The organism is Sphingomonas sp. GC_Shp_3, assembly GCF_026540945.1.
Classification (GTDB): domain Bacteria; phylum Pseudomonadota; class Alphaproteobacteria; order Sphingomonadales; family Sphingomonadaceae; genus Sphingomonas.
Window position 1 is genome coordinate 728,287 of sequence record NZ_JALNUT010000001.1, and the last position, 25,102, is coordinate 753,388.

The window sequence follows — 25,102 nt, forward strand, 5'->3', positions numbered from 1 at the left end:
GAGAGCGGAAGCACGGCGAATCAGCGTGGTAGAGATGACGCCCACACCTGCCCATTACCGCGCTCAGCAACGCAGCAATCGCTCCTAAGTATGTGCGGAAACAAAGCTTTTCCGCTTGTGCGACCAATGGCGTGCGTTTCGATATGACAAAAGCGCGACAAACCCGTCCGATGCCCCTATATGGCAATTCACACGCACACCCCTTCGAAGGGCGCCATGCTTACAACCAATCCGTTCGATGTCGTCGATGGCGACAAACTCCGTGAGGAGTGTGGAGTCTTCGGCGTCGCCGGGGCACCCGATGGCGCGCGACTCGTCGCGCTCGGCCTGCATGCGCTACAGCATCGCGGGCAGGAGGCAGCCGGCATCACCAGCTTCGATGGTGTCGACTTCCACACGCACCGCGCGATGGGACACGTCGCCGGCAATTTCGACCGCGAGGATGTGATGGTCCCGCTACGCGGCCATGTCGCCTGCGGGCACGTCCGTTACTCGACCACTGGAGAGACGGCGCTGCGCAACGTGCAGCCGCTCTACGCCGACCTTGCGTCCGGCGGGTTCGCGATCGCGCACAATGGCAACATCTCGAACGCGATGCGGCTGCGCCGGGATCTCGTCCGCAACGGTTCGATCTTTCAGTCCACCTCGGACACCGAGACGATCATCCACCTCGTCGCGATGTCCAAGTATCGGACCTTCCTCGACAAGTTCATCGACGCGTTGAAGCAGGTCGAGGGCGCCTATTCGCTGATCGTGATGACGCCGGAGGGCATGATCGCCTGCCGCGATCCGCTCGGCATTCGCCCGCTGGTGATGGGCAAGGTTGGTGAGGCGATCATCTTCGCCTCGGAAACCGTCGCTCTCGACGTCGTCGGTGCGACGTTCGTGCGCGAGATCGAGCCGGGCGAACTGGTGATCGTCAAGGGCGGCGAGATCAGTTCGCATCGCCCGTTCGCGCCAGTTTCACCGCGCCCGTGCATCTTCGAGCATGTCTATTTCTCGCGCCCCGATTCGATTTCGGCGGGACAGAGCATCTATTCGGTGCGCAAGGCGATTGGCGCGCAACTCGCGATCGAAAGCCCGGTCGACGCCGATCTCATCATCCCGGTTCCCGATTCGGGCACGCCGGCCGCGATCGGCTATGCCCAGCAGTCGGGTATCCCGTTCGAGCTTGGCATCATCCGCTCGCATTATGTCGGCCGCACCTTCATCCAGCCGACCAATGAGGTCCGCCATCTCGGCGTAAAGCTCAAGCATAACGCCAATCGGGCGCTGATTGAGGGCAAGCGCGTCATCCTGATCGACGATTCGATCGTGCGTGGCACCACCTCGCTCAAGATCGTCCAGATGATGCGCGACGCTGGCGCAGCCGAAGTGCACATGCGCATCGCCAGCCCGCCGACGCGCCACAGTTGCTATTACGGCGTTGATACGCCCGAACGCGCCAAGCTGCTCGCACACAGCAAGAACGTGGCCGAGATGAACGCGTACATCCACGCCGACAGCCTCGCCTTCGTTTCAATCGACGGGCTCTACAAGGCGCTCGGCGAACCCTGCCGTGCCGATATCCGCCCGAGCCACTGCGACGCGTGCTTCACCGGGGATTATCCCACGACGCTGACGGATCAGGACGAAGTTGCTTCGGTCGATCAGTTCGCACTGCTGGCGGAACGCGTGGTCTGAGGGTTGTTCTGCTCGCTCCGGTGGTGCAATCGCTGCCGCGATAGTCCGGAGTGAAACGATGACCGACAAGCCGCTCGCCGATCAACTCGCACTTGTCACGGGTGCGAGCCGAGGCATCGGTGCCGCCACCGCGATGGCATTGGCGGAGGCGGGTGCGCATGTCGTTTTGACCGCGCGTACCGGTGCCGCGCTGGAGAAGGTCGAGGATGCGATCTTCGCCGCCGGTGGTTCCGCGACGATTGCTCCGCTCGATCTGACTGAGACCGACAGCATCGCCCGCCTGGCGGTCGCGATCGGCGAACGCTGGCAGGCGCTCGACGTGTTGGTGCTGAACGCCGCGATGCTCGGCACGCTCGGCGCGGTGCCAGCGATCGACCCGAAGGAACTCGCGCGCGTCCTGACGCTCAACGTAAGTGCGCAAGCCGCGCTGATCGGTGCATTCGACCCGATGCTGCGCCGCTCGAGGCGTGCACGCGTGATCGGCGTTACATCCAGTGTAGCCCGCAAACCGCGCGCCTATTGGGGGCTATACGGTGCGTCCAAGGCCGCTTTCGAGACGCTCATCGGCGCATATGGCGATGAAATGGAGCAGATCAGCACCATCCGAACCGCGATCATCAATCCCGGCGCGACCCGTACCGCAATGCGTGCGCGTGCCTATCCAGGCGAGAACCCGGATACGGTCAAGGCGCCGGAGGTGGTCGGCAGCCACATCGCCGCACTGGTGACGGACGATTTCAAAACCGGTCACTTCGAAACGGTCGAAGCGTAATCGCTTGGTGCGACGAGCACGGAGCCGCTGGATTATGGAATCTTGACCAACGTCACCTGCGCAACATCGATCCCGCCGCCGCGAAAGCCACCTTCGCAGTACATCAGATAATAGCGCCACAAGTTGATGAACTCACGATCGAATCTCGCGGGTAGCAGCCCGTCGGCCACAACAGCATCGAACGCCACGCGCCAGCGCCGAAGGGTTTCGGCATAGTCTAGCCCAAAGCCGCGGCGATCGCGCCATGCCAACCCTTGTTCCGCCGCGATCGCTTCAAAACGGCTCTCCGAGATCAACATGCCGCCCGGAAACACGTAGCGTTGGATGAAGTCGACGTTGCCGGCATACGCTTCGAAAATCGCATCATCGATCGCGATATATTGCAGTGCCGCTCGACCACCCGGCTTTAGTGCGCGCGAGATCGACGCGAGATATGTCGGCCAGAACGCCTGCCCCACCGCCTCGACCATCTCGATGCTGGCGACCGCGTCGTAAACGCCGGTGACGTCACGGTAATCGGTCAGGGAAACCGTTACATCCTGAAGACCGTCCTGCATGGCGCGTGTCTCGACTGCGCGTTTTTGCTCCGGCGAAAGCGTGATGCCATGCACCTTGCGTCCGCCACGCGCCGCAACCGCGACGAACGAACCCCACCCGCACCCAATCTCCAGTATCGTTTCGCCTGGCAAAGTTTCCGTCCGCGCGAGGATCGCCTCCAGCTTGAACTGTTGTGCGACCTCCAACGACTCCGCTTCCGACATTGGTCGGGCGAAGAGTGCGCTCGAATAGCTCATGGTCGGATCCAGCCATAAGCTGTAGAAATCGTTACCGAGATCATAGTGAAATTCGATGTTCCGCCGCGCACCGGCGCGATCGTTTTCACGCAGCCTGTGCCACACGCGTTGCAGCCGCCGCCACAGTCCGGATGCCCGCCCGGCGTTGCCGAGCGTGTTACGGTTGAGGACGAACAGCTCGAATAGTGCGACCGGATCGGGACTCGACCACTCGCCCCGTGACCAGCCGACATACCAGCCTATGGAGCCACGCGTCGCCAGCCGTAGCAGCGCACGCCAGCTTACCAGTTTCACTACCGCAGCCGGCCCGGGCGCGCGCCCGCCCAGCAAGCGCACGCGACCGTCCGGCAAGCTCGTCTCGATCGACCCGGCGGCCAGCCCGTGGTCGATGCGATCGAGGATCTTGTGGAACAGCGGCGCGAACCGGGCGAGCAGGGCATCGAGCGTGGTTCGGTTGCGGGTAGCGGCGCCGTGCTGGCGCCCGGACGACGGCGCGGGTGCATTCATGGAGTCAGCCCATGCACCGCCGCCACCGCTCTCGCCAAGTCCTCATTTCGTGCGGCGGTACGCCGCCAGCGCACGCTCGCGCGCCTCGCGGTGGCCGATCAGCTTGGCCGGATAGGCTGCGGGCCGCGCACCCTCTTGTTCGGGATCATGGATCGCCTCGTCACCGACCTTTGCAAGTTCGGGCACCCAGCGGCGAATATAGTCGGCCGCGTCGAACTTGGCCGACTGGGTCAGTGGCGCCATGATGCGGGGGAACATGTTCGAATCCACGCCGCTACCGGCGGTCCACTGCCAGTTCACCGCGTTGCTGCCATAGTCGGCATCGACGAGGCAGTCCCAGAACCAGCGCTCCCCCTCGCGCCAGTCGATCAGCAAATGCTTGATGAGGAACGAGGCTGTAATCATCCGCACCCGATTGTGCATCCACCCGGTCGCCCAAAGTTGCCGCATCCCGGCGTCGACGATCGGATAGCCGGTCCGGCCCTGTTGCCATGCACGCAGATCGGCACGTGCAGCCGCGCCGCTACGCCACGGCAGCCGGTCGAACGCCGGCCGTGCGTTCACGATACCGTAATTGGGGTATTGCAGGATTACCGTCTGCGCATAGTCGCGCCAGCCAATCTCGCCAAGGAAGGTATCAACCGACCCTCCCTCCTCGGCGAGTGCGTGCCAGACCTGCGCGGGCGACAGCTCGCCGAAGTGCAGGTGCGGCGACAGGCGCGAACTACCGTCGAGCGACGGGAGGTTACGCGTATTGGCATAGTTGGCTGCCGCGTCGCGAAAGGCAGCGAGTTGCCGGTGCGCTGCCGCTTCGCCCGACTCCCACTCGCTGAAACCGGTCGCCCAGTCGGGCTTGGTCGGCAGCAGCGCCCAGTCCGACAGCCGTTCGCCATGTGGCCAGTGCGGTGGCGCGGGGATCACATCGGGAGCCAGCTGTGGCTCGGGCGGGGGCATGCGCTGCTGGAGCGCGCGCCAGAACGGCGTGTAGATCTTGTACGGTCCGCCGCTGCCGGTCGTAAGCGAGCCCGGCGGCGCGAGGTAGTTGCCGTCGTGACATACGAGATTGATATGCGCGGCGACGGCCTCCTCCGCCTTGCGCCACCACGGCTCATAATGTCGCAGACAGTGGACCCGAGTGGCTTTGGTTTCGACGGCAAGCGCGGCCAACACCGCCGCCGCATCGCCTCGCCGCAGGATTAGCCGTGAGCCGTTCTTGCGCAACGCCGTGTCGAGCGCGGCGAGACTGTGGTGCAGCCACCACCGTGAAGCGCCGCCCATCGCGTGATCGCCAGCCGCGGCATCGTCGAGCACGTAGACGGGGATCACCGGCCCTTCTGCTATAGCAGCGGCGAGCGCGGGCTGATCGGCCAGCCGCAAGTCGCGCCGGAGCCAAAGGATCGTGGGTGTGGTCATGGCCGTTACAACGCCGACCGCGCGCTCACGGCTTCGCGGCGGCGAGATATTTGTCGAGGATCGCCAGCCGCACGGCGATCGCCGCGCGATACGACACGTTCGGCGGGGTCAGCGCCAGCGCACGCGCCCAGTACGGCCGGGCAGCCGCGAAATTACCACTCTGGATCAGTGCGACGCCTAAAAAGAATGGTGGCCCCGGTTGGGTCGGCGCAAGCTGCATCGCGCGCGTGAAAGCGAGCCGGGCGGCGGGCGAAACCATGCCGCCATCGTGTTGCGCGTAGGCCATGCCCAGCCACGTCCACAGAACGAAGTTGGTCCGTGCATAGGCGACCCCGCCGAGCATCACCTGCACCGCCGCCTTCGGGTTGCCAGCGCGCGTCATGCCGTCGGCCAGCGTCAGATACGCGGCCTCGCCTGAGAAGCGGCCGAGCATGTCGCCGCGCAGGTCGATCAGGCCCTGATCCAGCTCGATCGGTCGCGCGAATGCGACCACCGGATGCGCCGGCACGTCCGGGCGCCCCTGCAAAGCGTAACCGGTCGCCCCCAGCATCAGCCCGGCACCGATGAAGCTCCACAGCGGCCGCGCCACGCCGAGCAGCCACAACGCCGCCGCCGCTGCAACGCCGATCAGGCCAAGTGCAATCCACCCCATTAGCCGCGCCGCCTCCGGAAACTGCCGCGCGCGAACCAAACGCCGAACCCGATCAAGACCAGCGGCGCGATCCACAACGGCGCGGTAAGCAGCCCGAACGGTGGATCGTAGGTCACATAGTCGCCGTAACGCGCGATCAGCCAGTCGCGGATCGCAGCGGGCTGCTCACCGGCGCGGATGCGCTCCCGTACGAGTGCGCGCATATCTCCCGCCATTTCCGCGTCGCTGTCGGCGATCGACTGCCCTTGGCAGACGAGGCAACGCAGCGTCACCATCAGCGCCTGCGCTTTCGCCTCCTGCGTGGGATCGGACAGTTGCGTGTTGGCAAGCGGCGCGGGTGGCAGGTTGCTGTCCGCCAAAGCCGGCGTGGCGGCGAGCAAAAGCGCGGACAGCACGACTCGCCTCATTTGGCCGCCTTTAGCTTGGCGAGAATTGCCGGCACATCATCGGAACGGATGTCGCCGACATGCTGGAGCAGGATGGTGCCGTCCCCGGCGATCAGGAAGCTCTCCGGCACACCCGAAGAGCCGATCGCGAGTTGCACCGCGCTCGTCTTGTCGTCGCCGATCGCCATATAAGGATCACCGCCGCGCGCCAGGAAGTCGCGCATCGCCTCCGGCGTATCGCGGATCGCAACACCTTCGATCGGTACGCCCGCCGTCTTCAGCGTCATCAGTTGCGGCGCCTCGGCCGCGCAGGGCACGCACCAGCTGGCGAAGATGTTGAGCAGCTTGGGCTTGCCATCGGCGAACGCCGCGCTGGCAAGGCCGGGCTTGCCGGGCAGCAGCGCCGGCACGGTGAAGTCGGGCAGACGCTTGCCAACCATCGCGGAATAGACCGTGCGATCGGCCGGGCGATACAGCGCAACGGCGATAATCGCGAGCACCGCGACGAACACGGCGAGCGGCAACCACAGCCTCATGCCCATGCCTCCTCGTCCCCCGTGCGACGCCGCGCCCGCCGCTCGCGCCGCAGCCGACCGATTAGCGACAGCGCCCCGCCGATCGCGACCAAGGCACCGCCAAGCCAGATCAGCGTAACGAACGGCTTCCACCACAATCGCAACTGCACGCGCCCCTGCCCATCCGCCTGCCCGAGCACCGTGTAAAGCTGGCCATCGAGCACGGTCGCGATCGCGGATTCGCTCGTCACCGTGACGGGGCTGGTGAAAAACCGCGACTGCGGCCGCAACTGGATCACCGTGCCGCTACCGCGCCGGGCGGAGAGATGCGCTTCCAGCGCCGACCAGTTCGGCCCTATCGTCGGCGCGATACCGTCAAGTGTAACCGTATAGGGCCCGACCCGTTGCGGTTCGCCGACGCGCGCCGCCACCAGCGTGGCACGCGTGAACGCGCTCTCCGACGCCATGCCGGCAAGACTCACCGCGATGCCGAGATGCGCGACCACCATGCCCCAGGTGAACAGCGGGACACGGAGCAGATTACGACCCCATAGCGGCGCGACACTCGCCACCGCCAGCGCCGCCGCCAACGCGATACCGAGCAGCGGCAGCAGCGCGACACCGCCCCCAAGCAACAACACCGCGACCAGCACGAAACCGAACGCTGCGATCGGCGGCGCCATACGGACCACCAGCACGCGCGCATCGTCGCGCCGCCAGCGCAGCAGCGGTCCCGCCGCCATGGCCACCACCAGCAGCAACGCGACCGGTCCTGCCGCCTTGTCGAAGAACGGCGGCCCAACCGATAGCTGCACACCGAAGCCAGCCGCCACGATCGGATACAGCGTGCCGATCAGCACCACGCCGAGGATGACGGAAAGCAGCAGGTTGTTGGCGACGAGCGCGCCCTCGCGGCTGACCGGATCGAAGGTGTTGCCCGCACGCACCGTCCCGATCCGCGCGGCGAACAAGGCCAGCGCACCGCCGATATACAGCACCAGCAGCGCAAGGATGAACGTACCGCGCGACGGATCGACCGCAAAGGCATGCACACTGGTGAGAATGCCCGATCGCACCAGAAACGTACCAATCATCGACATGGAAAATGCGACCACCGCCAGCATTACCGTCCACGCCCGCAGCCCGTCGCGCGTGGCCAGCACGGTCACCGAGTGGAGCAGCGCGGTCGCCGCGAGCCACGGCATCAGCGAGGCATTCTCGACCGGATCCCAGAACCACCAGCCACCCCAGCCGAGTTCGTAATAGGCCCAGTAACTGCCGGCGGTGATGCCGAGCGTCAGGAATACCCATGCGCCCAGCACCCATGGCCGCATTGCCCGCGCAAACGCAGGCCCGACATCGCGCGCTACCAGCGCACCGACCGCGAACGAGAAAGCCACCGAAATGCCGACATAGCCGATGTAAAGCGTCGGCGGGTGGAACGCCAAACCCGGATCCTGCAGCAGCGGGTTGAGGCCCTGCCCGTCAAGTGGCGCCGGATCGATCCGCGCGAACGGGTTGGAGACGAACAGCAGGAAGGCATAAAATCCAAGCGCGATCGCCGCTTGCGCGCCCAAGGTCGCGATCAGCGTGACTCGCGGCAGCGTGCGTTCGAAGATCGCAACCGCGCCGCCGGCGAGCCCCAGGATCGTCACCCACAGCAACATCGAGCCTTCGTGGTTACCCCATGCGCCGGCGAATTTGTACAGCAGCGGCTTTTCGGAATGGCTGTTCTCGGCGACGAGCAGCACCGACATGTCGCTGCGCACGAACACCGCGATCAGCAACGCCATCGCGACCGCCGCAAGCGCACCCTGCACGATCGCGATCGGTCGCACCGCGCCGAGCAGATCGGCGGTTAATCCGCGCGCCTCCTGCGCGGCGAGCAGACGCCGCACGCCGAGCGCCGCGAGCGCTAGCTGCATCGCCGCAAGCGTGGCCGCGAACCACAACGCGGCAAGGCCCGCCTCAGCCGTCATGATAGTGCAGCCATGAGGAGAACCGTATCCCAGCTCCGCCGATCCACCACAACGAACGCCCCCGGAAGTGTAGATCGCCGCTCATTGCCGCAACGTCTTCGTCTCGTGCATCTTGCCCGCCATCTGCGGCGGCATATACTTTTCGTCGTGCTTGGCGAGCAGATTGGTGGCGGTGAAGCTGCCGTCCGGACTGAACCGACCCTCCGCCACCACGCCGGAGCCCTCGCGGAACAGATCGGGTGCGATGCCGCTGAAGGCCACCGGCACCGTCGCCACGCCATCCGTCACGACGAAGCGTATCGACACGCCGTCCGCCTGCCGTTTGATCGAGCCATCCTCGACCATGCCACCAAGCCGAACCGCCCGGCCGAGCGGCAAGCCGGTGCGCTTCACATCGCCAGGCGCATAAAAGAACGCGGCCTGATCCTTCAGCGCGGATAGCGCCAGCAGCGCCGCCGCCGCAACCGCGCCAAGCCCGAGCAGTACCAGCATCAGGCGTTGCTGCTTCGGCTTCATCGTCGTTCGCTACGCCGCATCGCAAGGTAGCTCCACGCCGCCAGCGCCGTCGCGCCAGCCCCGGTGATCGCATACGCCGCAAACACGAACGGCCATGGGCTCATGCCGACACGCTCATCGTGCCATCCGCCGCATTCGGGCTTCGGATTTGTTGACGGCAAGGATCGTCCGCATCCGCATCAGCACCACCCCCGCGAAGAAGCAGGAGAAACCGGTCAGCGTGAGCCACAACGGCCACAGCATCGAAGCATCGATGCTCGACCGGGTCAGGCCGATGCTCTCCCCTTGATGCAACGTGTTCCACCACACCACCGAGTAGCGGATGATCGGCAACAACACCGAGCCAGCGACACCGTACAGCGCCGGAATACGCCCGTCACCGCCGCGATCCGCATCGGCGCGCAGCAGCGCCATGAAGCCGAGGTACACGAAAAACAGCAGCAGCATCGATGTCAGCCGCCCGTCCCACTCCCACCACGTCCCCCAGGTCGGCCGGCCCCAGATCGAGCCGGTGACAAGGCACAGGCCCGCGAACACCGCACCCGGCACCGCGATCGCACGCGCCGCGATCATCGCGAGCGGGTGCCGCCATATCAGGAAAGTGATCGCGCACGCTGCGATACCGCTCCACCCGCCCATGCCAAGCCAGGCGGCGGGCACGTGCATGTACAGGATACGCACCGTCTCACCCTGCAGGTAATCCGCGGGCGTCTGCGTCAGCCCGGCCCAGCCGCCGATTGCGATCAACACGACGCCCACCCAGAACAACACGGGCGTAAGCGGCCGCGCCAGCTTTGAAAAGCGCGCGGGATTGGCAAGAGCATGAAGGGACGCCACGATTTCAGCGTCTAGGCGCTTGCGCGCCGACACTCAACGCCCAAGCACGCTGTCACGCCGATGCGTGACCGGCCGTTTGCGTCACCGCCAGTTCGTGCCCATCGGGATCGCGAAAGTGGAAGCGCTGCCCGCCAGGAAAGCCGAAGATCGGCGCGGTGATCTCGCCGCCTGCCACTTGCACCGCCGCCAGCGCGATGGCGATGTTCTCGACATCGATGACGGGCAGTGCTGCCTTAGTCCTCTCCGCCGGATCGGCCTGGAAGCCGATATCAGTATCACCGCTGACGGTGGCGGCGTAGCTTGGCCCGAAATCAGCGAAATCCCATGCGAAGGCCGATCCGTAGAAACGTTTTGCCCGTTCAGTGTCTGCGACCGGCAGCTCCACATAATTGATCCGCGCCAACTTACCCCCCCATGTTCTTGATATGTTCTAAGCTGCCAGCTACTGCCATGCAATGGCAAAGACTCGTCCTTCACGCGGCGCCACCATCAACCAAGAAAGCCGCCGCTTCAATCTGCCCGCGCGGGAGGCGGATGGCGACTGGCTCGACGATCGGGAGCGTGTCGATGATGCGCCACCCGCGCTGCGGACTACCATCACGGTCGAACGGCCGCGCACGATCATCAGCCGCAACACCTCGCCCGACGTTGCGTTCGATCGTTCGGTGAACCCGTATCGCGGCTGCGAGCATGGTTGCATCTACTGTTTCGCGCGGCCTACGCATGCCTTTCACGACCTGTCGCCCGGCCTCGATTTCGAGAGCAAGCTGTTCACCAAGCCGGATGCGCCCGTCCTGCTACGCGCCGAGATCGGCAGGCGCGGCTATGTCGTGCAGCCGATCGCGTTCGGCACCAACACCGATCCGTATCAGCCGATCGAGGGCGACTGGCGGATCACCCGCGCGTGCCTGGAGGTGCTGGCCGAGACCGGCCATCCGCTGACCATCACCACCAAGTCAGATCGGGTGGTGCGTGATCTCGATCTGCTCGCGCCCATGGCGAAGCGCGGGCTTGCGGCGGTGATGATCTCGGTCACCTCGCTTGACCGGCGTATCGCCATGACGGTCGAGCCACGCGCGCCTACGCCCGAACGGCGGCTGGCGGCGGTGAAGACGCTCGCCGATGCGGGCGTGCCGACCTATGTGTCGATCTCGCCCGTCATCCCGGCGATCACCGATCACGAAATCGAGCATCTCGTCGCCCGCGCGGCGCAGGCGGGTGCGCGCAGCGTCAGCTTTATCCCGGTGCGCCTCCCGCATGAGGTCGCACCGCTGTTTCGCGCCTGGCTGGACGAGCATTTTCCCGACCGCGCCGCCAAGGTAATGTCGACGATCCAGTCGCTGCGCGGCGGGCGCGACAACGATCCCACCTTCGGCACAAGGATGCAGGGGCAAGGCCCATGGGCGGAGTTGCTCAAAACCCGCATACAAATCGCGCGCCGCAAGCACGGCATGGTGCATGAGCGCATGACGCTGCGCACCGATCTGTTCCGCCCACCCGCCGGCCCGCAGGGAGAATTGTTCTAACCGTTAACGGTGCAGCCAAGCTTCCATCACCCGACCAGCGCCAGTCGCGTTTCCGATGATTTCAGCGCGACCCCGCTGATCCCCGCCAGCCCCTCGATCCGCGTCGCCAGTTCCTGGTCGAGCAGGAAATCGCGACCGAGCAACACGCGGACATGACCACCCTCTGGCAGCACCGCTTTTGCCCACACCTCGCCCCGCGCACCTCGATAATCCGACAAAACCGACGCCAGCACCGCCATCGTCGCCGGTGTCTCCACCGTCAGTTCCAGCACGAAGCGCGCCGCCGTTGCCAGCGAATCGAAGCGTTGCAGGCGTTTGACCGATACGCGCGGCGTCTCCTCGCCCGGCCGGCGGTCCAGTTCCACCGTCAACAGCCCGCACGCGCCCTCGCGCGCCGCCTCTTCCAGATCGGCCGCAACCATGTCGTCGAAGCAGGTCGCGAAAAACTGCCCCGAAGGATCGGACAGCGTCGCCATGAGGTACCGACGCCCACGCGCGGAGGTGCGCCAGCGCGCCTCCTCAACCAGCACCGCCATGGTCGCGCCGGCGCGCGATTTGCCGTCGTCGGGAATGTCGAGTTCGCCCAGCGTCGCGAACGATCGCGCACCATGCATCCGCGCGAGATGGCCGTGACGATCAACCGGATGCGCCGAGAAATAGAAGCCGAACGCCTCCTTCTCCGCCTCCATCCGGTCGGCCAGCGCCCAGTGCGCGTTCGGCAGGCGGATCGGCGGCTCGGCAGCATCTTCGCCGCCGAACAGCCCGCCCTGCCCGCTGGCCTTCATCGCCTGTACGCGCGATGCGGTGGCGAGGATCAGCTCCGCCGCACCGTGAACACCGGCGCGGTTGGGATTGAACGCGTCGAACGCGCCCGCGCTGGCCAACGTCTCGAGCTGGCGCTTATTGAGCAGGCGCGGGTCGACGCGGTGGGCGAGATCGTCGAGCGTCGCGAAACGGCCGTGCGCCTCGCGTTCGACGACCAGCTTCTCCATCGCCGCCTCGCCCACGCTTTTCAGCGCGCCGAGCGCGTAGCGTACCGCGAGGCCGTCCCCGGCATCCTCGACCGAGAACTCCGCCTCGCTGCGGTTGATGTCGGGCGGGAGGATGTCGACGTTCAGCCGCCGCATATCGTCCACGAACACGCCGAGCTTGTCGGTCAGCGCCATGTCGTAACACATCGAGGCGGCGAAGAATTCGTGCGGGTGGTGCGCCTTCAGCCACGCCGTCTGGTACGCGAGCAGCGCATAGGCGGCCGCGTGCGACTTGTTGAAGCCGTAGCCCGCGAACTTGTCGATCAAATCGAACAGTTCGTTGGCCTTGGCCTTGGGGATGTCGTTATGCTTGGCGCAGCCCTCGACGAAGATCGCGCGCTGCGCGTCCATCTCCGCCTTGATCTTCTTGCCCATCGCGCGGCGCAGCAGATCGGCGCCGCCCAGCGAATAGCCCGCCAGGATCTGCGTCGCCTGCATCACCTGTTCCTGGTAGACGAAGATGCCATAGGTCTCCGCCAGAATCGGTTCGAGCAGCGCGTGCGGGTAAACGATCTCCTCCTGCCCGTTCTTGCGCTTGCCGAACGAAGGGATGTTGTCCATTGGCCCCGGCCGGTACAGCGAGACGAGCGCGATAATGTCGCCGAAGTTGGACGGCTTCACCGCCGCGAGCGTGCGCCGCATCCCCTCCGATTCAAGCTGGAACACGCCGACCGTGTCGCCCTTCTGGAGCAGTTTGTAGACGCCCTCGTCGTCCCACTCTAGCGCCGACAGGTCGACCGCCACGCCACGATCGCTGAGCATCTGCACCGCCTTCTGCAGCACCGACAGCGTCTTCAGGCCAAGGAAGTCGAACTTCACCAGCCCCGCGCCCTCGACATATTTCATGTCGAACTGCGTCACCGGCATGTCTGAGCGCGGATCGCGATACAGCGGCACCAACTGCGCGAGCGGTCGGTCGCCGATCACCACGCCGGCAGCGTGCGTGGAGGAATGGCGCGGCAGCCCTTCGAGCTTCATTGCAAGATCGAGCAGGTATTTGACGCCGCTGTCGCCCTTATATTCGGCGTCGAGTTCGCCGACGCCGTTGAGCGCGCGCGGCAGCGTCCACGGGTCAGCCGGCAGGTTCGGCACCAGCTTGGCGAGCCGGTCGACCTGACCATAGCTCATCTGGAGCACGCGACCGGTATCCTTCAGCACCGCGCGCGCTTTCATCGTCCCGAAGGTGATGATCTGCGCGACCTGATCGCGGCCGTATTTCTGCTGGACGTAGCGGATCACTTCGCCGCGCCGCGTTTCGCAGAAGTCGATGTCGAAGTCGGGCATCGACACGCGTTCCGGGTTGAGGAAGCGTTCGAACAGCAGCCCGAGCTTGATCGGATCGAGATCGGTGATGGTCAGCGCCCACGCCACCACCGAGCCTGCGCCGGAACCGCGTCCCGGCCCAACCGGAATGTCGTTGTCCTTGGCCCATTTGATGAAGTCGCCGACGATCAGGAAGTAGCCGGGGAACCCCATCGAGATGATGACGTCCAGCTCGAACTCGAGCCGCTTGGCATAGCTCTCGCGCGTTTCGAGGTCGGTGATCTTCGCCTTGGCAAGCCGCGCTTCGAGCCCGGCACGTGACGTCACGCGCAAAGCCTCGGCCTCGCCCTCGCGGTCGCCGGCAAGGCTCGGGAGGATCGGCTTGCGGTACGGCGCGGACACCGCACAGCGCTGCGCGACCACCAGCGTGTTTTCGATCGCCTCGGGCAGATCGGCGAACAGGCGCCGCATCTCATCCGCCGGTTTCATCCATGCATCGGGCGAACTGCGGGGGCGATCCTCGCTGACGATGTACGAAGAACTGGCGATGCACAGCATCGCATCGTGCGCCTCGACGAAATCGGCCTCGGCGTAGCAGCACGGGTTGGTTGCGACGATCGGCAGGTCGTTGGCAAAGGCAAGATCGAGCAGCGCGGCTTCCGCCTTCGTCTCGACCGGATCGCTCCGCCGCGTCAGTTCGACATACAGGCGATCGGGGAAGAGGTGTTGCAGCCGGTCCGCGTAGGCGAGCGCACGTGCTGGCTGATCCTCGGCATACAAACGCGCCAGACCACCTTCGCGACCGGCGGTGAGCGCGAGCAGGCCATCGGTGTGTTTCGCCAACGTCTCGAACGAAACATGCGCCGTGTGTTCAAGCGGCCGGTCGAGATGCGCTTGCGACACCACTTCGCACAGGTTGCGATAGCCCGCCTCGTCCTGCGCATAGAGCGCCAGCCAGTCGAACACCGGTTCAACCGTGTCCGGCATGTCGGGCCGGGCGACGCCCAGCATCGTGCCGATGATCGGCTGCACCCCCGATTTCTTGGCGGCGTCGGAAAACGACATGGCCGCATAGAGGCCGTTGCGGTCGGTCAGCGCGGCGGCGGGAAACCCTAGCTTTTGCGCATGTTTGCCGATTGCCTTTGGCTCGATCGCGCCGTCGAGCATGGTGTAACACGAGAAGATACGCAGCGGAACGAACGCGGAATGGGACATCGGCAGACTATGCGCGGGATCACCGATTCGCGAAACCGTCATAATGGCGCTCCGGGTTCAAATGCCCCCCTCCGCGTTCCGCAGACCGGCGCGACGGAGCCTTACAGCAACCGCTCGATATCCGCCGCCAACCCCTCCGGCATTGTGCGCGGGCCGTAGCGTTTGACCGCCTTGCCGCTGCGGTCGACCAGAAACTTGGTAAAGTTCCATTTGATTCCCTTGCTGCCGAGCAGCCCAGGCGCCGCCGTCTTCAGCGCAGTAAACAGCGGTGCGGCATTGTTCCCGTTGACGTCGATCTTTGCGAACACCGGGAACGTCACGTCATAGGTCAGCGAACAGAAGTTGGCGATCTCGGCCGCGTCGCCCGGCTCCTGCGCACCGAACTGGTTGCATGGGAACGCCAGCACCGTGAAGCCGCGCGCGGCATAGCGCCGGTACAAATCCTCCAGCCCTTCATATTGCGGCGTAAACCCGCATTTCGAGGCGGTGTTGACGATCAGAAGGACTTCGCCCGCGTAGACCGACAGGTCCGCCGGCGCACCGTTCGACGCCGCCACCACGAAGTCCGTCATCCCGCTCATCGCGCACCCTCATGCTTGGCCAACAGATAGTGCAGGTTCTGGCGCACCCCCGGCCATTCCCGGTCCAGGATCGAGTACACCACAGTATCGCGCAACCGGCCGCCCGCCATCACCTGATGCCCGCGCAGCACGCCATCCCGCGTTGCGCCGAGCCGCTCGATCGCGGCTTGGCTCCGTTTGTTGAGCGCATCCGTCCGGATCTGCACGCACTGGCAGCCGAGCACGTCGAACGCGTGGCCGAGCAGTAGCAGCTTGGTCTCGGTGTTGACGCCGGTGCGTTGTACTGCGGTCGCATAAAAGGTCCCGCCGATCTCGAGCCGCCGGTGCTTCTCGGCCATCCGCAAATAGCGCGTGGTGCCGACCACATCGCCATCTGCGTCGAGCACCGCAAACGGCAGCGCGCGACCATGGTCCTGCTCGGCGAAGGTCTCATTCATGAAGGCGTCGACGTCTTTCAGGCGCGCGACGTTGGCGTAGAACAGATCCCACAACCCGTCCGTCCGGCCGACCTCCACCAGCGCCGGTCCGTCCGCGCGCGTCAACGGCCGTAGCGTGACGTGACGACCCGTTAGCGTCGGCACCGAACGCCATAGCGTCGTCACAGCATACCGTCTTGAAGCCGCACCACCCGGTCCATCTTCAGCGCAAGCCGCTCATTATGCGTGGCCACCAGCGCCGCCGACCCCTCGCCGCGCACCAGCCGCAAGAACTCGGCCAGCACGACGTCGGCGGTTGCCTCGTCCAGATTGCCGGTCGGCTCATCCGCCAGCACCAGCGCCGGACGGTTGGCAAGCGCGCGCGCCACCGCGACGCGCTGCTGTTCGCCGCCGGAGAGCTGGCTAGGCCGGTGCGTCAGACGGTGGCCGAGACCAAGCGCGGTCAGCAGCGCCTCCGCGCGCGCATCGGCGATGTTGCGTTGTTCGCCCTTGATCATCTGCGGCAGGACGACATTCTCCGCCGCACTGAAATCGGGCAGCAGATGGTGGAACTGGTAGACGAAGCCGAGCGACTCCCGCCGCACCCGTGTCCGCCCGTCCGCATCGAGATTGGCAGCCTCCGCCCCTTCGATGCGGATCGAGCCCTGGAAGCCCCCTTCGAGCAGCCCGACCGCCTGCAGCAGCGTCGACTTGCCCGAACCGGACGGCCCCAGCAACGCGACGATCTCACCCCGCCCGACGATGAGATCGACCCCGCGCAGCACCTCGATCTTGACGCCGCCCTGCTCGAAACTGCGCGACAGTCCACTGACGGCGAGAACGGGATCACTCATAGCGAAGCACCTGTACCGGGTCGGTACTCGCCGCCTTGAACGCGGGGTACAAAGTTGCGAGAAAGCTGAAGATCATCGCCATCAGCACGATCACCGTCACCTCGACCGGGTCGGTCTTGGAGGGCAGTTGCGTCAGAAAGCGTACCGATGGGTCCCAAAGGTTCTGTCCCGTCACCAATTGCACGAAGTCGACGATGTTCTGACGGAAGAAAAGGAACACGAACCCCAGCACCAGCCCCGCCACCACGCCAAGCGCGCCGATCGTCGTGCCGACCACCATGAAGATCTTCATCATCCCGCTGCGCGTCGCCCCCATCGTTCGGAGGATCGCAATGTCGCGCGTCTTGGCACGCACCAGCATGATGAGGGACGACAGGATGTTGAACACCGCGACTAGGATGATGATCGACAGCACGGTGAACATCGCCACCCGCTCGACCGCCAGCGCCTGGAACAACTGCGCGTTCATCTGCTGCCAGTTGGTGATAACGGCGCGGCCGGCGATCTGATCGGCGACCGGCTTCAAAATCGCGTCGACGCGGTCGGCATCGGTCGTGTTCACCTCTATCATCCCCACGGAATCGCCTGCCAGCGTCAGCGTCTGGGCATCCTCGATCGGCATGATGATGTATTTGACGTCATAGTCGTACACCCCCACCTCGAAGATCGCGCCGACCGTGTAGTTGATGATCCGCGGCACGGTTCCGAACGGGGTCGCTTGCCCGAGCGGGTTCAACAGCGCGATCTGACTGCCGACTTGGGCGCCGAGCGCTTCGGCCAGACGGCTGCCGATCGCAACGCGGCCGCTGCCGGGGTTTATCGTGGCGAGCGAGCCCATCACGATTTTGCCGCCGATCGTCGAATTCGAGCGGATGTCGGAAACCCGCATGCCGCGTACCAGCACGCCCTCGGCGCGACCGCCATAGGTGACGACCAGCGGCTGCTCGATCAACGGGATCGCACTCGTCACGCCCGGCGTCTGCTTCGCGATGCGCGCGATATTACGCCAGTCGGGCAAGTCAGGCCCTATCCCCTGGATCACCGCATGGCCGTTCAGCCCGACGATCTTGTCGAACAGTTCGGCGCGAAAACCATTCATCACGCTCATCACGATGATGAGCGCGGCCACGCCGAGCATGACCGCGACCAGACTGATGCCGGCAACGAGGAAGATGAATGCCTCGCCCCGCCCCGGCAACAGGTACCGCTTGGCGATCATGCGTTCGTAACGGGAAAGGATCATATCACAGTGTCTGCCCGGCCCCCGGGGATGAAGTCGCCCGCTCTAGGTCGCAGGCGGCGTGCTGGCAACTGCATTGCCCTGTTGCGTATACGCCACAGCGCTGCCGCAATCGCCGCGCGGAAGTCACAATGCATGTGACAAAACACTCATGCGGACTTAGCAACACAATCACTGAGACACAGGCAACGGCCGTGGTTCGGGGAGCGTTTCCAGTCCCGTCAAAAGGCGTGCGGACGGAAACATTTTGGGGGCTGACGAGCGATCGTCACGCAGGCGCCCGGGTCGGAAACGGCCCGGGCGTTTGCCGTTGTGGCAAAGGCTCGCGACGGCTTTGTAGCCGGTACGACCGCCTCCTTTTGGTCACACGAAAAGGATGCTCGCCTTTCAAATGTGCGAAGAAACGGAGCAGCGCGTCGGCTGCCCCGCCAGTATGGGTCAGAACGCCTTGGAGATGGTCGCTCCGATCGTGCGTGGGTCGCCCGGCTGGCCGACGATCAACCCGGTCGAACCGGACTGCGCCGAAAGTAGTTCGTAATAGTTCTGATTGAACGCGTTTCGCACCCAACCGAACACGTTGAAGCTGTCCTGCCGGTAACCCAGCCGGAGGTTCGAGAGCGAATAGCCGTCGATATACATATACGCCGAGGCCGACGGGTTGGACGAGAACCGCGTCCGATAGCTGCCGTCATAGCCGGCATAGACCTGCCCCTTTCCGACCGGCACGTTGACCTCGCCGCCGAACGCGAAGGCCCATTTCGAGATGCCGGGCAGCACCTGCCCCGAAATGTCGCAGGTCAGCGGGCTCAGCGCACCGGCAACTCCGGCCGCACCCGGCATCGCACCGTTCAGCGCAGCGTTACCGCCCGCCAGTTCGGGCGGGCACGGCGCGTTTGTGAAGCGCAAGTACCTGGCGTCGGTATATGCGCCGTTGACGTACAGGTTGACGCGCTGACTCGGCCGATAGCTCGAATCGAACTCGGCGCCACGCACCCGCACCAGCCCGGCATTGGCCAGGTAGCCGCGGATCACCGTCGTCTGGCCGTTGTTCACCGTCGCCTGATAGTCATGCACGTCGGTCCAGAACCCGGCGAGGTTGAGCGTCAGCTTGCGTTCGAGGAATTGGGTCTTCAGCCCGACCTCGAAATGGTCCTCGCTCTCGGGCTTCACCGTCTGCTTGGTCAGATCGACGACGGTATTGGTCGAATCGAGCGGCAGACCGGACAGGTTGATACCGCCCGATTTGAAGCTCCGCGCATAGGTCGCGTAGGCGTGCACGTCGGCCGTGATGTCATACGAAGCGGTGAAATCGCCCGAAACGTTCCACTGGCTGAACCTCGGGCTGTAGCGCTGCGGGGCGAGCGTGTTGATCTGGTTGGCAAAGGTCGTCCGTGCTGCGCCGGTCTTCGATGCGAGCAACGAGGCGACGTTGTCCGCCGTCGCGACGAAATCGTACTGGCTGTTGTGAATGCTCACGATTGCATCGTAGAAACCGGACTTCTTGTCGTAATTGACGCGAAGGCCGGGGGCGAAGTGCAGCCCCGTTACCGGCTGCCAGTTCAGCTTCCCGAACACTGCGAAGCTGTCGTTGCTGAAGTGAATGTCGTTGGTGCTGGTAAGTCCGTTCAGCACGTTCGGATTGGAGGCATCCGCCCCGGACAGCAACCAGCGGCTCGCCGCGGCGCCCTGAACCTGCGATCCTTGTGTATCGATCTTCTGATGGAAGTAGAACACACCCGCCGTGTAATCGAGCGTGTTCTTGCCGTTGGAGGCGATGCGCAGTTCCTGCGACCATTGCTTCTGCTGCGACGGGTTCTGCGAGATGGTGGTGATCGGCAGGCCTACGTAGTCGCGATCGTTTGCCGGCTGCCAGTCCCAATAGCGCCACGCCGAAACGGAGGTGATCGTTGCCGGGCCGACATCCCAGTTGCCGACCAGCGACGCGCCGCCCATCTCCTGCCGCGAGTTGATGTCAGCATCGAGATCGGTCACGCGGTCGAACGCGTTGGTGCTGGGCGGGGTATAGCCGAGCGCCGTCGCCAGCGCGGTATACTGCCGGTTGGCGGCGCGCTGCGTCGGCGCGAGCCGGGCGTAATATTGCACGCAGCACAAGGGATTCTGAACGTTGAAATCGCCGGTCAGGCGGAAGTCGAGATCGGCGCGCGGCTTCCACAGCAACTGACCGCGTACGCTGAAATTATCGAGCTTCTGCACATAGCTGTCGGACGCGGTGTCCTTGATCGTGCCGCCGCGCCGCGTAAACGACGCGGAGATGCGTGCCGCCAGCGTATCGCTCACGATCGGCCCGGAAACCGAGCCTTTCAGCTGAACATAACCGTAGTCGCCGCCACTCGCCTCGAACTTGGCCTCGGGCGAGAAACTCGGCGCGCGCGTGGTGATGTTGACCGCACCCGCTGTCGTGTTCTTGCCGTACAGCGTGCCCTGTGGCCCGCGCAGCACCTCAACCCGGTCTACGTCCACGAAATCGAACGTCGATGCACCGACCCGCCCGACGTAGACGCCGTCAAGATAGAAGCCGACGCCCTGCTCGATCCCATCGTTGGTGAGGCCAAAGGGCGTGCCTAGCCCGCGAATGTTAATCGACGAATTGCGCGGATTGCTCGAATAGAATTGCAACGCCGGCTGCTGCTGCTGAAGTCGATTGACGTTGAACGCGCCAGTCTTGTCGATCGTATCCGCGCCGATCACGGATATAGCGATCGGCACGTCCTGCGCGCGTTCCTCACGGCGGCGTGCGGTCACCACCACGTCGCCGGAGGAGGCGGCTGGTTCGGCCTGCGGCGCGGCCGGAGCGAGGTCGGGTTGCGCTTGCGGCACGGCGGCAGCTGATGCGAGCAGAAGCGAGAGGTGAGCGAGCATCATGTCCCCTTTGTCGACAAGATTGGCGAGTCGATACTGAATATCCAGTCTCTTGGTAGGACTTCATCCGTATCCTTCTTCTTGCGCCTAAAGCTGAGCTTGTCGGCAACGTTGAAAAACGGCCTACAAACCTCTTGAAGCGACATGAACCATCACCAAATCTGCGTCACGCGGCGCCGTCAGGGCCGCGAAAAAAGCCGGGTGTCGCGCCGTTGTGCGGACGCCATTTGACACGTTTAACGCTCAACATGAGGACAAACACATGCGTCAGTTCGATCTTACTCCCTTCCGCCGCTCCGCAATCGGTTTCGACCGCCTGTTCGACATGCTCGAAGCCAGCGCGCGCCAGCAGGCAGCGGATAACTACCCTCCCTTCAACCTCGAGCGGGTTGCTGAGGATCGCTACCGGATCACCCTCGCCATTGCCGGGTTCAGCCGCGACGAGATCGAGATCGTCGCGCAGCAGAACCTGCTGCAAGTGAAGGGCAAGAAGGACGACAAGGAAGGTCAGAACACCTTCCTGCACCTCGGCATCGCCAATCGCAGCTTTGAGCGTCGCTTTGAGCTGGCCGACTTCGTGCGTGTCGACGATGCGCGGCTGAACGACGGCCTGCTCGTGATCGACCTCGTGCGTGAGGTGCCGGAGGCGATGAAGCCGAAGACGATCGCGATCAAGACCGGCGCACCGCTCGCCGCGATCGATGGCGGTATCGGCAGCAGCGACGAGGCTCAGGCCGCGTAAGCGCGCTTCGAAGTCGCGGCGCTCTCTTTCGCTCTGAAAGGAAGGCGCCGCAAGCGGGCGCCCGGAGCAATCCGGGCGCCTTTTTTTGCGTGATTAGTGCGGCGGGTGTAACGCCACACCATGAAGACGCTCGTTGATCCGACACATGCCCTGGCGCGCGGCCTCGGCGCCATCCGTGCGCAATATCAGGTGCCGCAGGACTTCACGCCCGAGGTGCTCGCTGCCGCCGAGGTTGCCGCGAAACGCGTGCCGAGGGACCATGTCGATTATACAGACCGTGCATTCGTCACGCTCGATCCCGCCAGTTCGACCGATCTTGACCAGGCGTTCGCGATCGAGGCCGCCGGCGGCGATCTACTACTGCACTACGCCATCGCCGACGTGGCGTGGTTCGTCGCCGACGGTGACCTGCTCGATGCCGAGGCATGGCGACGCGGTGAGACGCTATATCTGCCGGACGGCAAGGCACCGCTCTACCCGCCGGTGCTGAGCCAGGGCGCGGCGAGCCTGCTCCCCGATGTCACACGCCCCGCCGTGGTGTTCACCATCCGCGTCGCGGCCGACGGCGCGGTGAAACTCGACGGCGTCGAACGCGCAATCATCCGCAGCCGCGCCAAACTTGCCTACGAAACCGCGACCGACGCCGATCTCCCCGCAGGCTTCGCCGAACTCGCGCGCCGGATCGCTGCCGCCGAGCAGGCGCGCGGCGCGGCCCGCGTCGACCCGCCCGAGCAGGAGGTAAGCGCCGTTGCGCCCGGCGACTACCAACTCGCCTTTCGACCGCGCCTCACCGCGGAGGAGCAAAACGCCGCGCTGTCGCTGGCCACCAACATGGCGGTCGCCGATGCGCTGGTCGCGCACCATACCGGTTTATTCCGGGTGATGGCCGCGCCAGACGCCAGAGCGATCGCCCGGCTTCGCAACACGGCACAGGCGTATCGGCTCGCATGGCCTGCCGAGGTGACGCTGGATGATTTTGCCCGCACGCTGAACGCTGCCGACCCGCATCAGGCTGCCTTCATGCTTGCGATCCGACGTGCCGGGCAAGGTGCCAGCTATGCGCCGTACCGGGAGGGCGTGACGCCGTGGCATGCGGCGATGGCCGCTACCTACGCGCATGCTACGGCCCCCTTGCGCCGGCTGGCCGATCGCTATGTCGTGCAGGCCGCGCTCGCGGTTGCCAATGGCCGCGCCATTCCGGATGCGGTGACCGCTGCGTTCGAGACACTGTCGAAGGTGATGGCCAAGGCCGATGCTCTCGCCGGCCAGATCGACCGCTCGGTGATCGACCTCGCCGAGGCGGTGATGCTGAGCAACGAAGTCGGCCGGCCCTTCGCTGCGGTCGTCACCGACGCCGATGAGCGTGGCGGACGCATCCAGTTGAGCGATGCTCCAGTGATGGCCCGCGTCCTCGCACCCAAGCTGGCTCCGGGCGACGCCGTGCAGGTGCGACTGACCGGTGTGGATGTGGAGAAACGCAGCATCACGTTCGAGCGAATCGACTGAAGCCAACCCGCCGCAACGCGGTGGTGCGTTGCGTCGGACACGCCAGCCGAGCCGATGCGGCTTATACCAGCCGGCTCTGCTTGACCGCCGCTTCGATGAAGCTTTTGAACAGCGGGTGCGGATCGAACGGCTTGGACTTGAGCTCGGGATGGAATTGCACGCCGACGAACCACGGATGATCCGGCCGCTCGACGATCTCGGGGAGCATCCCGTCGGGCGACATGCCGCTGAACACCAGCCCGCCCCGCTCCAGCGCCTCGCGATAGGAGGTGTTGACCTCGTAGCGGTGGCGGTGGCGTTCGGAGATCGTCTCGCCGCCATAGATCGAGGCGACGACGCTGTTGCCGTCGAGTTTCGCCTCGTACGCGCCGAGCCGCATGGTGCCGCCGAGATCGCCGCCCTCCTCGCGCTTTTCCAGCCCGGCTTCGCTCATCCATTCGGTGATCATGCCGACCACCGGCTCGGGCGTCGGGCCGAACTCGGTCGAACTGGCCTGTGCAATGCCGGCGAGATCGCGCGCGCCCTCGACGCACGCCATCTGCATACCGAAACAGATGCCGAGATACGGCACCCGCCGTTCGCGTGCGAAGCGCACGCTGGCGATCTTGCCCTCCGCGCCGCGCGATCCGAACGCGCCAGGTACCAGGATGGCATCCATCGGCTCGAGACGTGCGGCAATATCGCTGTCCTCCGCCTCGAACAGTTCGGCGTCGATCCACTGAACGTTGACCTTCACCCGGTTGGCGATGCCACCATGCACCAAAGCCTCGTTCAGCGACTTGTAGGCATCCTGCAGGCCGACATACTTGCCGACAACGCCGATAGTGACTTCGCCTTCCGGGTTGGTGACCCGATCCATGATGTCGGTCCAGCGCGACAGGTTCGGGGCGCTGCCCGGCGCGATGCCGAACGCGTTGAGCACTGCGCTGTCCAGCCCCTCGGCATGATATTGCACCGGCACCGCGTAGATGCTCTTCGCATCGAGCGCGGGGATCACCGCTTCCTTCGGCACGTTGCAGAACAGCGCGATCTTGGCGCGTTCGCTCTCCGGCAGCGGTTGTTCGCAGCGGCACACCAGTACATCCGGCTGCACGCCCAAAGCCGCCAGTTCGCGGACGGAATGCTGCGTCGGCTTGGTCTTCAACTCACCCGCCGCTGCGATATAGGGCACCAGCGTCACGTGAACGCTGATCGATTGCCCGCGACCGAGATCGTTCTTGAGCTGGCGCAGCGCCTCGATGAACGGCAGCGATTCGATATCGCCGACCGTGCCGCCGATTTCGCACAGAACGAAATCGAGGTCGTCCGTCTCGGCTTGCGCGAATTCCTTGATCGCGTCCGTCACGTGCGGGATTACCTGCACGGTTGCGCCGAGATAATCGCCACGCCGCTCGCGTGTGATGATCTGCTGGTAGATCCGGCCCGAAGTGATGTTATCCGACTGCCGCGATGCAACGCCGGTGAAGCGTTCGTAATGGCCGAGGTCGAGATCGGTTTCGGCGCCGTCGTCGGTCACATAGACCTCGCCGTGCTGGTAAGGCGACATCGTGCCGGGATCGACATTCAGATACGGGTCGAACTTGCGGATCCGCACCCGGTAGCCCCGCGCCTGAAGCAGAGCCGCGAGGCTCGCCGCCATGAGACCTTTGCCCAGCGAGGAGACCACGCCGCCGGTGATAAAGATAAACCGCGCCATGGGAGAAAACGCCTACCGTCAAACGCCGTGGCGCGACAAGCGCGCGACTCCGGCAAATTACAAAAAAGCGGGGGCCTGAGCCCCCGCGCGACTACGTC

At 64.9% G+C, this 25,102-nt stretch carries 21 protein-coding genes; 5 read left to right on the forward strand and 16 right to left on the reverse strand.

Translation table 11 applies throughout. From position 1 onward, the window contains the following. The first annotated feature begins 216 nt into the window (after positions 1 to 216). Entirely contained in the window at positions 217 to 1,683 is a 1,467-nt protein-coding gene (gene purF, locus OXR00_RS03635; protein WP_242146489.1) for an amidophosphoribosyltransferase, read from the forward strand. A 58-nt stretch (positions 1,684 to 1,741) separates the two neighbouring features. Then, a complete protein-coding gene (locus OXR00_RS03640; RefSeq protein WP_267386683.1) occupies positions 1,742 to 2,455 on the forward strand; it encodes an SDR family NAD(P)-dependent oxidoreductase in 714 nt (237 codons plus the stop codon). Positions 2,456 to 2,487: 32 nt separating this feature from the next. On the opposite strand, the gene OXR00_RS03645 is transcribed toward OXR00_RS03640, so the two are convergent. The 9 genes from OXR00_RS03645 to OXR00_RS03685 form a co-directional block, all read right to left on the reverse strand. Next, on the reverse strand, positions 2,488 to 3,756 hold the full coding sequence (locus OXR00_RS03645) for a cyclopropane-fatty-acyl-phospholipid synthase family protein (RefSeq protein WP_267386684.1): 1,269 nt from the start codon (positions 3,754 to 3,756) through the stop codon (positions 2,488 to 2,490). 42 nt (positions 3,757 to 3,798) lie between these two features. Further along, complete coding sequence (locus tag OXR00_RS03650; protein ID WP_267386685.1) at positions 3,799 to 5,169, reverse strand: deoxyribodipyrimidine photo-lyase; 1,371 nt, start codon at positions 5,167 to 5,169, stop codon at positions 3,799 to 3,801. 25 nt (positions 5,170 to 5,194) lie between these two features. Beyond that, entirely contained in the window at positions 5,195 to 5,821 is a 627-nt protein-coding gene (locus OXR00_RS03655; RefSeq protein WP_267386686.1) for a hypothetical protein, read from the reverse strand. Beyond that, the gene (locus OXR00_RS03660; protein WP_267386688.1) at positions 5,821 to 6,228 is read right to left on the reverse strand and encodes a cytochrome c-type biogenesis protein; all 408 of its coding nucleotides are present in this window, start codon (positions 6,226 to 6,228) and stop codon (positions 5,821 to 5,823) included. The genes OXR00_RS03655 and OXR00_RS03660 overlap by 1 nt, the downstream gene beginning before the upstream one ends. Then, positions 6,225 to 6,743, reverse strand: a complete 519-nt coding sequence (locus tag OXR00_RS03665) for a redoxin family protein (protein ID WP_267386690.1) — start codon at positions 6,741 to 6,743, stop codon at positions 6,225 to 6,227. Before OXR00_RS03665 ends, OXR00_RS03660 begins: the two co-directional genes overlap by 4 nt. Continuing rightward, a complete protein-coding gene (locus OXR00_RS03670; protein WP_267386691.1) occupies positions 6,740 to 8,701 on the reverse strand; it encodes a heme lyase CcmF/NrfE family subunit in 1,962 nt (653 codons plus the stop codon). The genes OXR00_RS03665 and OXR00_RS03670 overlap by 4 nt, the downstream gene beginning before the upstream one ends. Positions 8,702 to 8,782: 81 nt before the next feature. Further along, on the reverse strand, positions 8,783 to 9,217 hold the full coding sequence (ccmE, locus tag OXR00_RS03675) for a cytochrome c maturation protein CcmE (RefSeq protein ID WP_267386692.1): 435 nt from the start codon (positions 9,215 to 9,217) through the stop codon (positions 8,783 to 8,785). A gap of 114 nt (positions 9,218 to 9,331) precedes the next feature. Then, complete coding sequence (ccmC, locus tag OXR00_RS03680) at positions 9,332 to 10,054, reverse strand: heme ABC transporter permease CcmC (protein ID WP_267386693.1); 723 nt, start codon at positions 10,052 to 10,054, stop codon at positions 9,332 to 9,334. A gap of 52 nt (positions 10,055 to 10,106) precedes the next feature. Further along, positions 10,107 to 10,457 carry a VOC family protein gene (locus OXR00_RS03685; protein WP_267386694.1) on the reverse strand — a complete coding sequence of 117 codons (351 nt, stop codon included), beginning with the start codon at positions 10,455 to 10,457 and terminating at the stop codon, positions 10,107 to 10,109. A gap of 52 nt (positions 10,458 to 10,509) precedes the next feature. Between OXR00_RS03685 and OXR00_RS03690 the strand changes: the two genes are divergently transcribed. Further along, the gene (locus OXR00_RS03690) at positions 10,510 to 11,580 is read left to right on the forward strand and encodes a PA0069 family radical SAM protein (RefSeq protein ID WP_267386695.1); all 1,071 of its coding nucleotides are present in this window, start codon (positions 10,510 to 10,512) and stop codon (positions 11,578 to 11,580) included. 26 nt (positions 11,581 to 11,606) lie between these two features. Here OXR00_RS03690 and dnaE read toward each other — a convergent pair whose 3' ends face one another. The 6 genes from dnaE to OXR00_RS03720 form a co-directional block, all read right to left on the reverse strand. Then, entirely contained in the window at positions 11,607 to 15,089 is a 3,483-nt protein-coding gene (gene dnaE / locus OXR00_RS03695) for a DNA polymerase III subunit alpha (protein WP_267387138.1), read from the reverse strand. A gap of 101 nt (positions 15,090 to 15,190) precedes the next feature. Continuing rightward, positions 15,191 to 15,670, reverse strand: coding sequence for a glutathione peroxidase (locus tag OXR00_RS03700; RefSeq protein ID WP_276592856.1), 480 nt, complete (start codon positions 15,668 to 15,670; stop codon positions 15,191 to 15,193). Beyond that, entirely contained in the window at positions 15,667 to 16,251 is a 585-nt protein-coding gene (locus OXR00_RS03705; protein WP_267386696.1) for a GNAT family protein, read from the reverse strand. The genes OXR00_RS03700 and OXR00_RS03705 overlap by 4 nt, the downstream gene beginning before the upstream one ends. Positions 16,252 to 16,268: 17 nt before the next feature. Further along, positions 16,269 to 16,940 carry an ABC transporter ATP-binding protein gene (locus tag OXR00_RS03710; protein WP_242146503.1) on the reverse strand — a complete coding sequence of 224 codons (672 nt, stop codon included), beginning with the start codon at positions 16,938 to 16,940 and terminating at the stop codon, positions 16,269 to 16,271. Continuing rightward, positions 16,933 to 18,183 (reverse strand): lipoprotein-releasing ABC transporter permease subunit, encoded by a 1,251-nt coding sequence (locus tag OXR00_RS03715; RefSeq protein ID WP_267386697.1) that lies wholly within the window; start codon positions 18,181 to 18,183, stop codon positions 16,933 to 16,935. The genes OXR00_RS03710 and OXR00_RS03715 overlap by 8 nt, the downstream gene beginning before the upstream one ends. Positions 18,184 to 18,618: 435 nt before the next feature. Then, positions 18,619 to 21,060 carry a TonB-dependent receptor gene (locus OXR00_RS03720; RefSeq protein ID WP_267386698.1) on the reverse strand — a complete coding sequence of 814 codons (2,442 nt, stop codon included), beginning with the start codon at positions 21,058 to 21,060 and terminating at the stop codon, positions 18,619 to 18,621. Between the two features lie 262 nt (positions 21,061 to 21,322). Here OXR00_RS03720 and OXR00_RS03725 point away from each other — a divergent pair, with 262 nt between their 5' ends. Together OXR00_RS03725 and OXR00_RS03730 are read left to right on the forward strand one after the other, a co-directional pair. Next, a complete protein-coding gene (locus OXR00_RS03725) occupies positions 21,323 to 21,802 on the forward strand; it encodes an Hsp20 family protein (RefSeq protein WP_242146505.1) in 480 nt (159 codons plus the stop codon). A gap of 120 nt (positions 21,803 to 21,922) precedes the next feature. Then, on the forward strand, positions 21,923 to 23,308 hold the full coding sequence (locus OXR00_RS03730) for an RNB domain-containing ribonuclease (RefSeq protein ID WP_267386699.1): 1,386 nt from the start codon (positions 21,923 to 21,925) through the stop codon (positions 23,306 to 23,308). 61 nt (positions 23,309 to 23,369) lie between these two features. Here the strand turns inward: OXR00_RS03730 and OXR00_RS03735 are convergent, their stop codons facing one another. Further along, positions 23,370 to 25,004, reverse strand: coding sequence for a CTP synthase (locus tag OXR00_RS03735; RefSeq protein WP_267386700.1), 1,635 nt, complete (start codon positions 25,002 to 25,004; stop codon positions 23,370 to 23,372). Positions 25,005 to 25,102 lie beyond the last annotated feature (98 nt).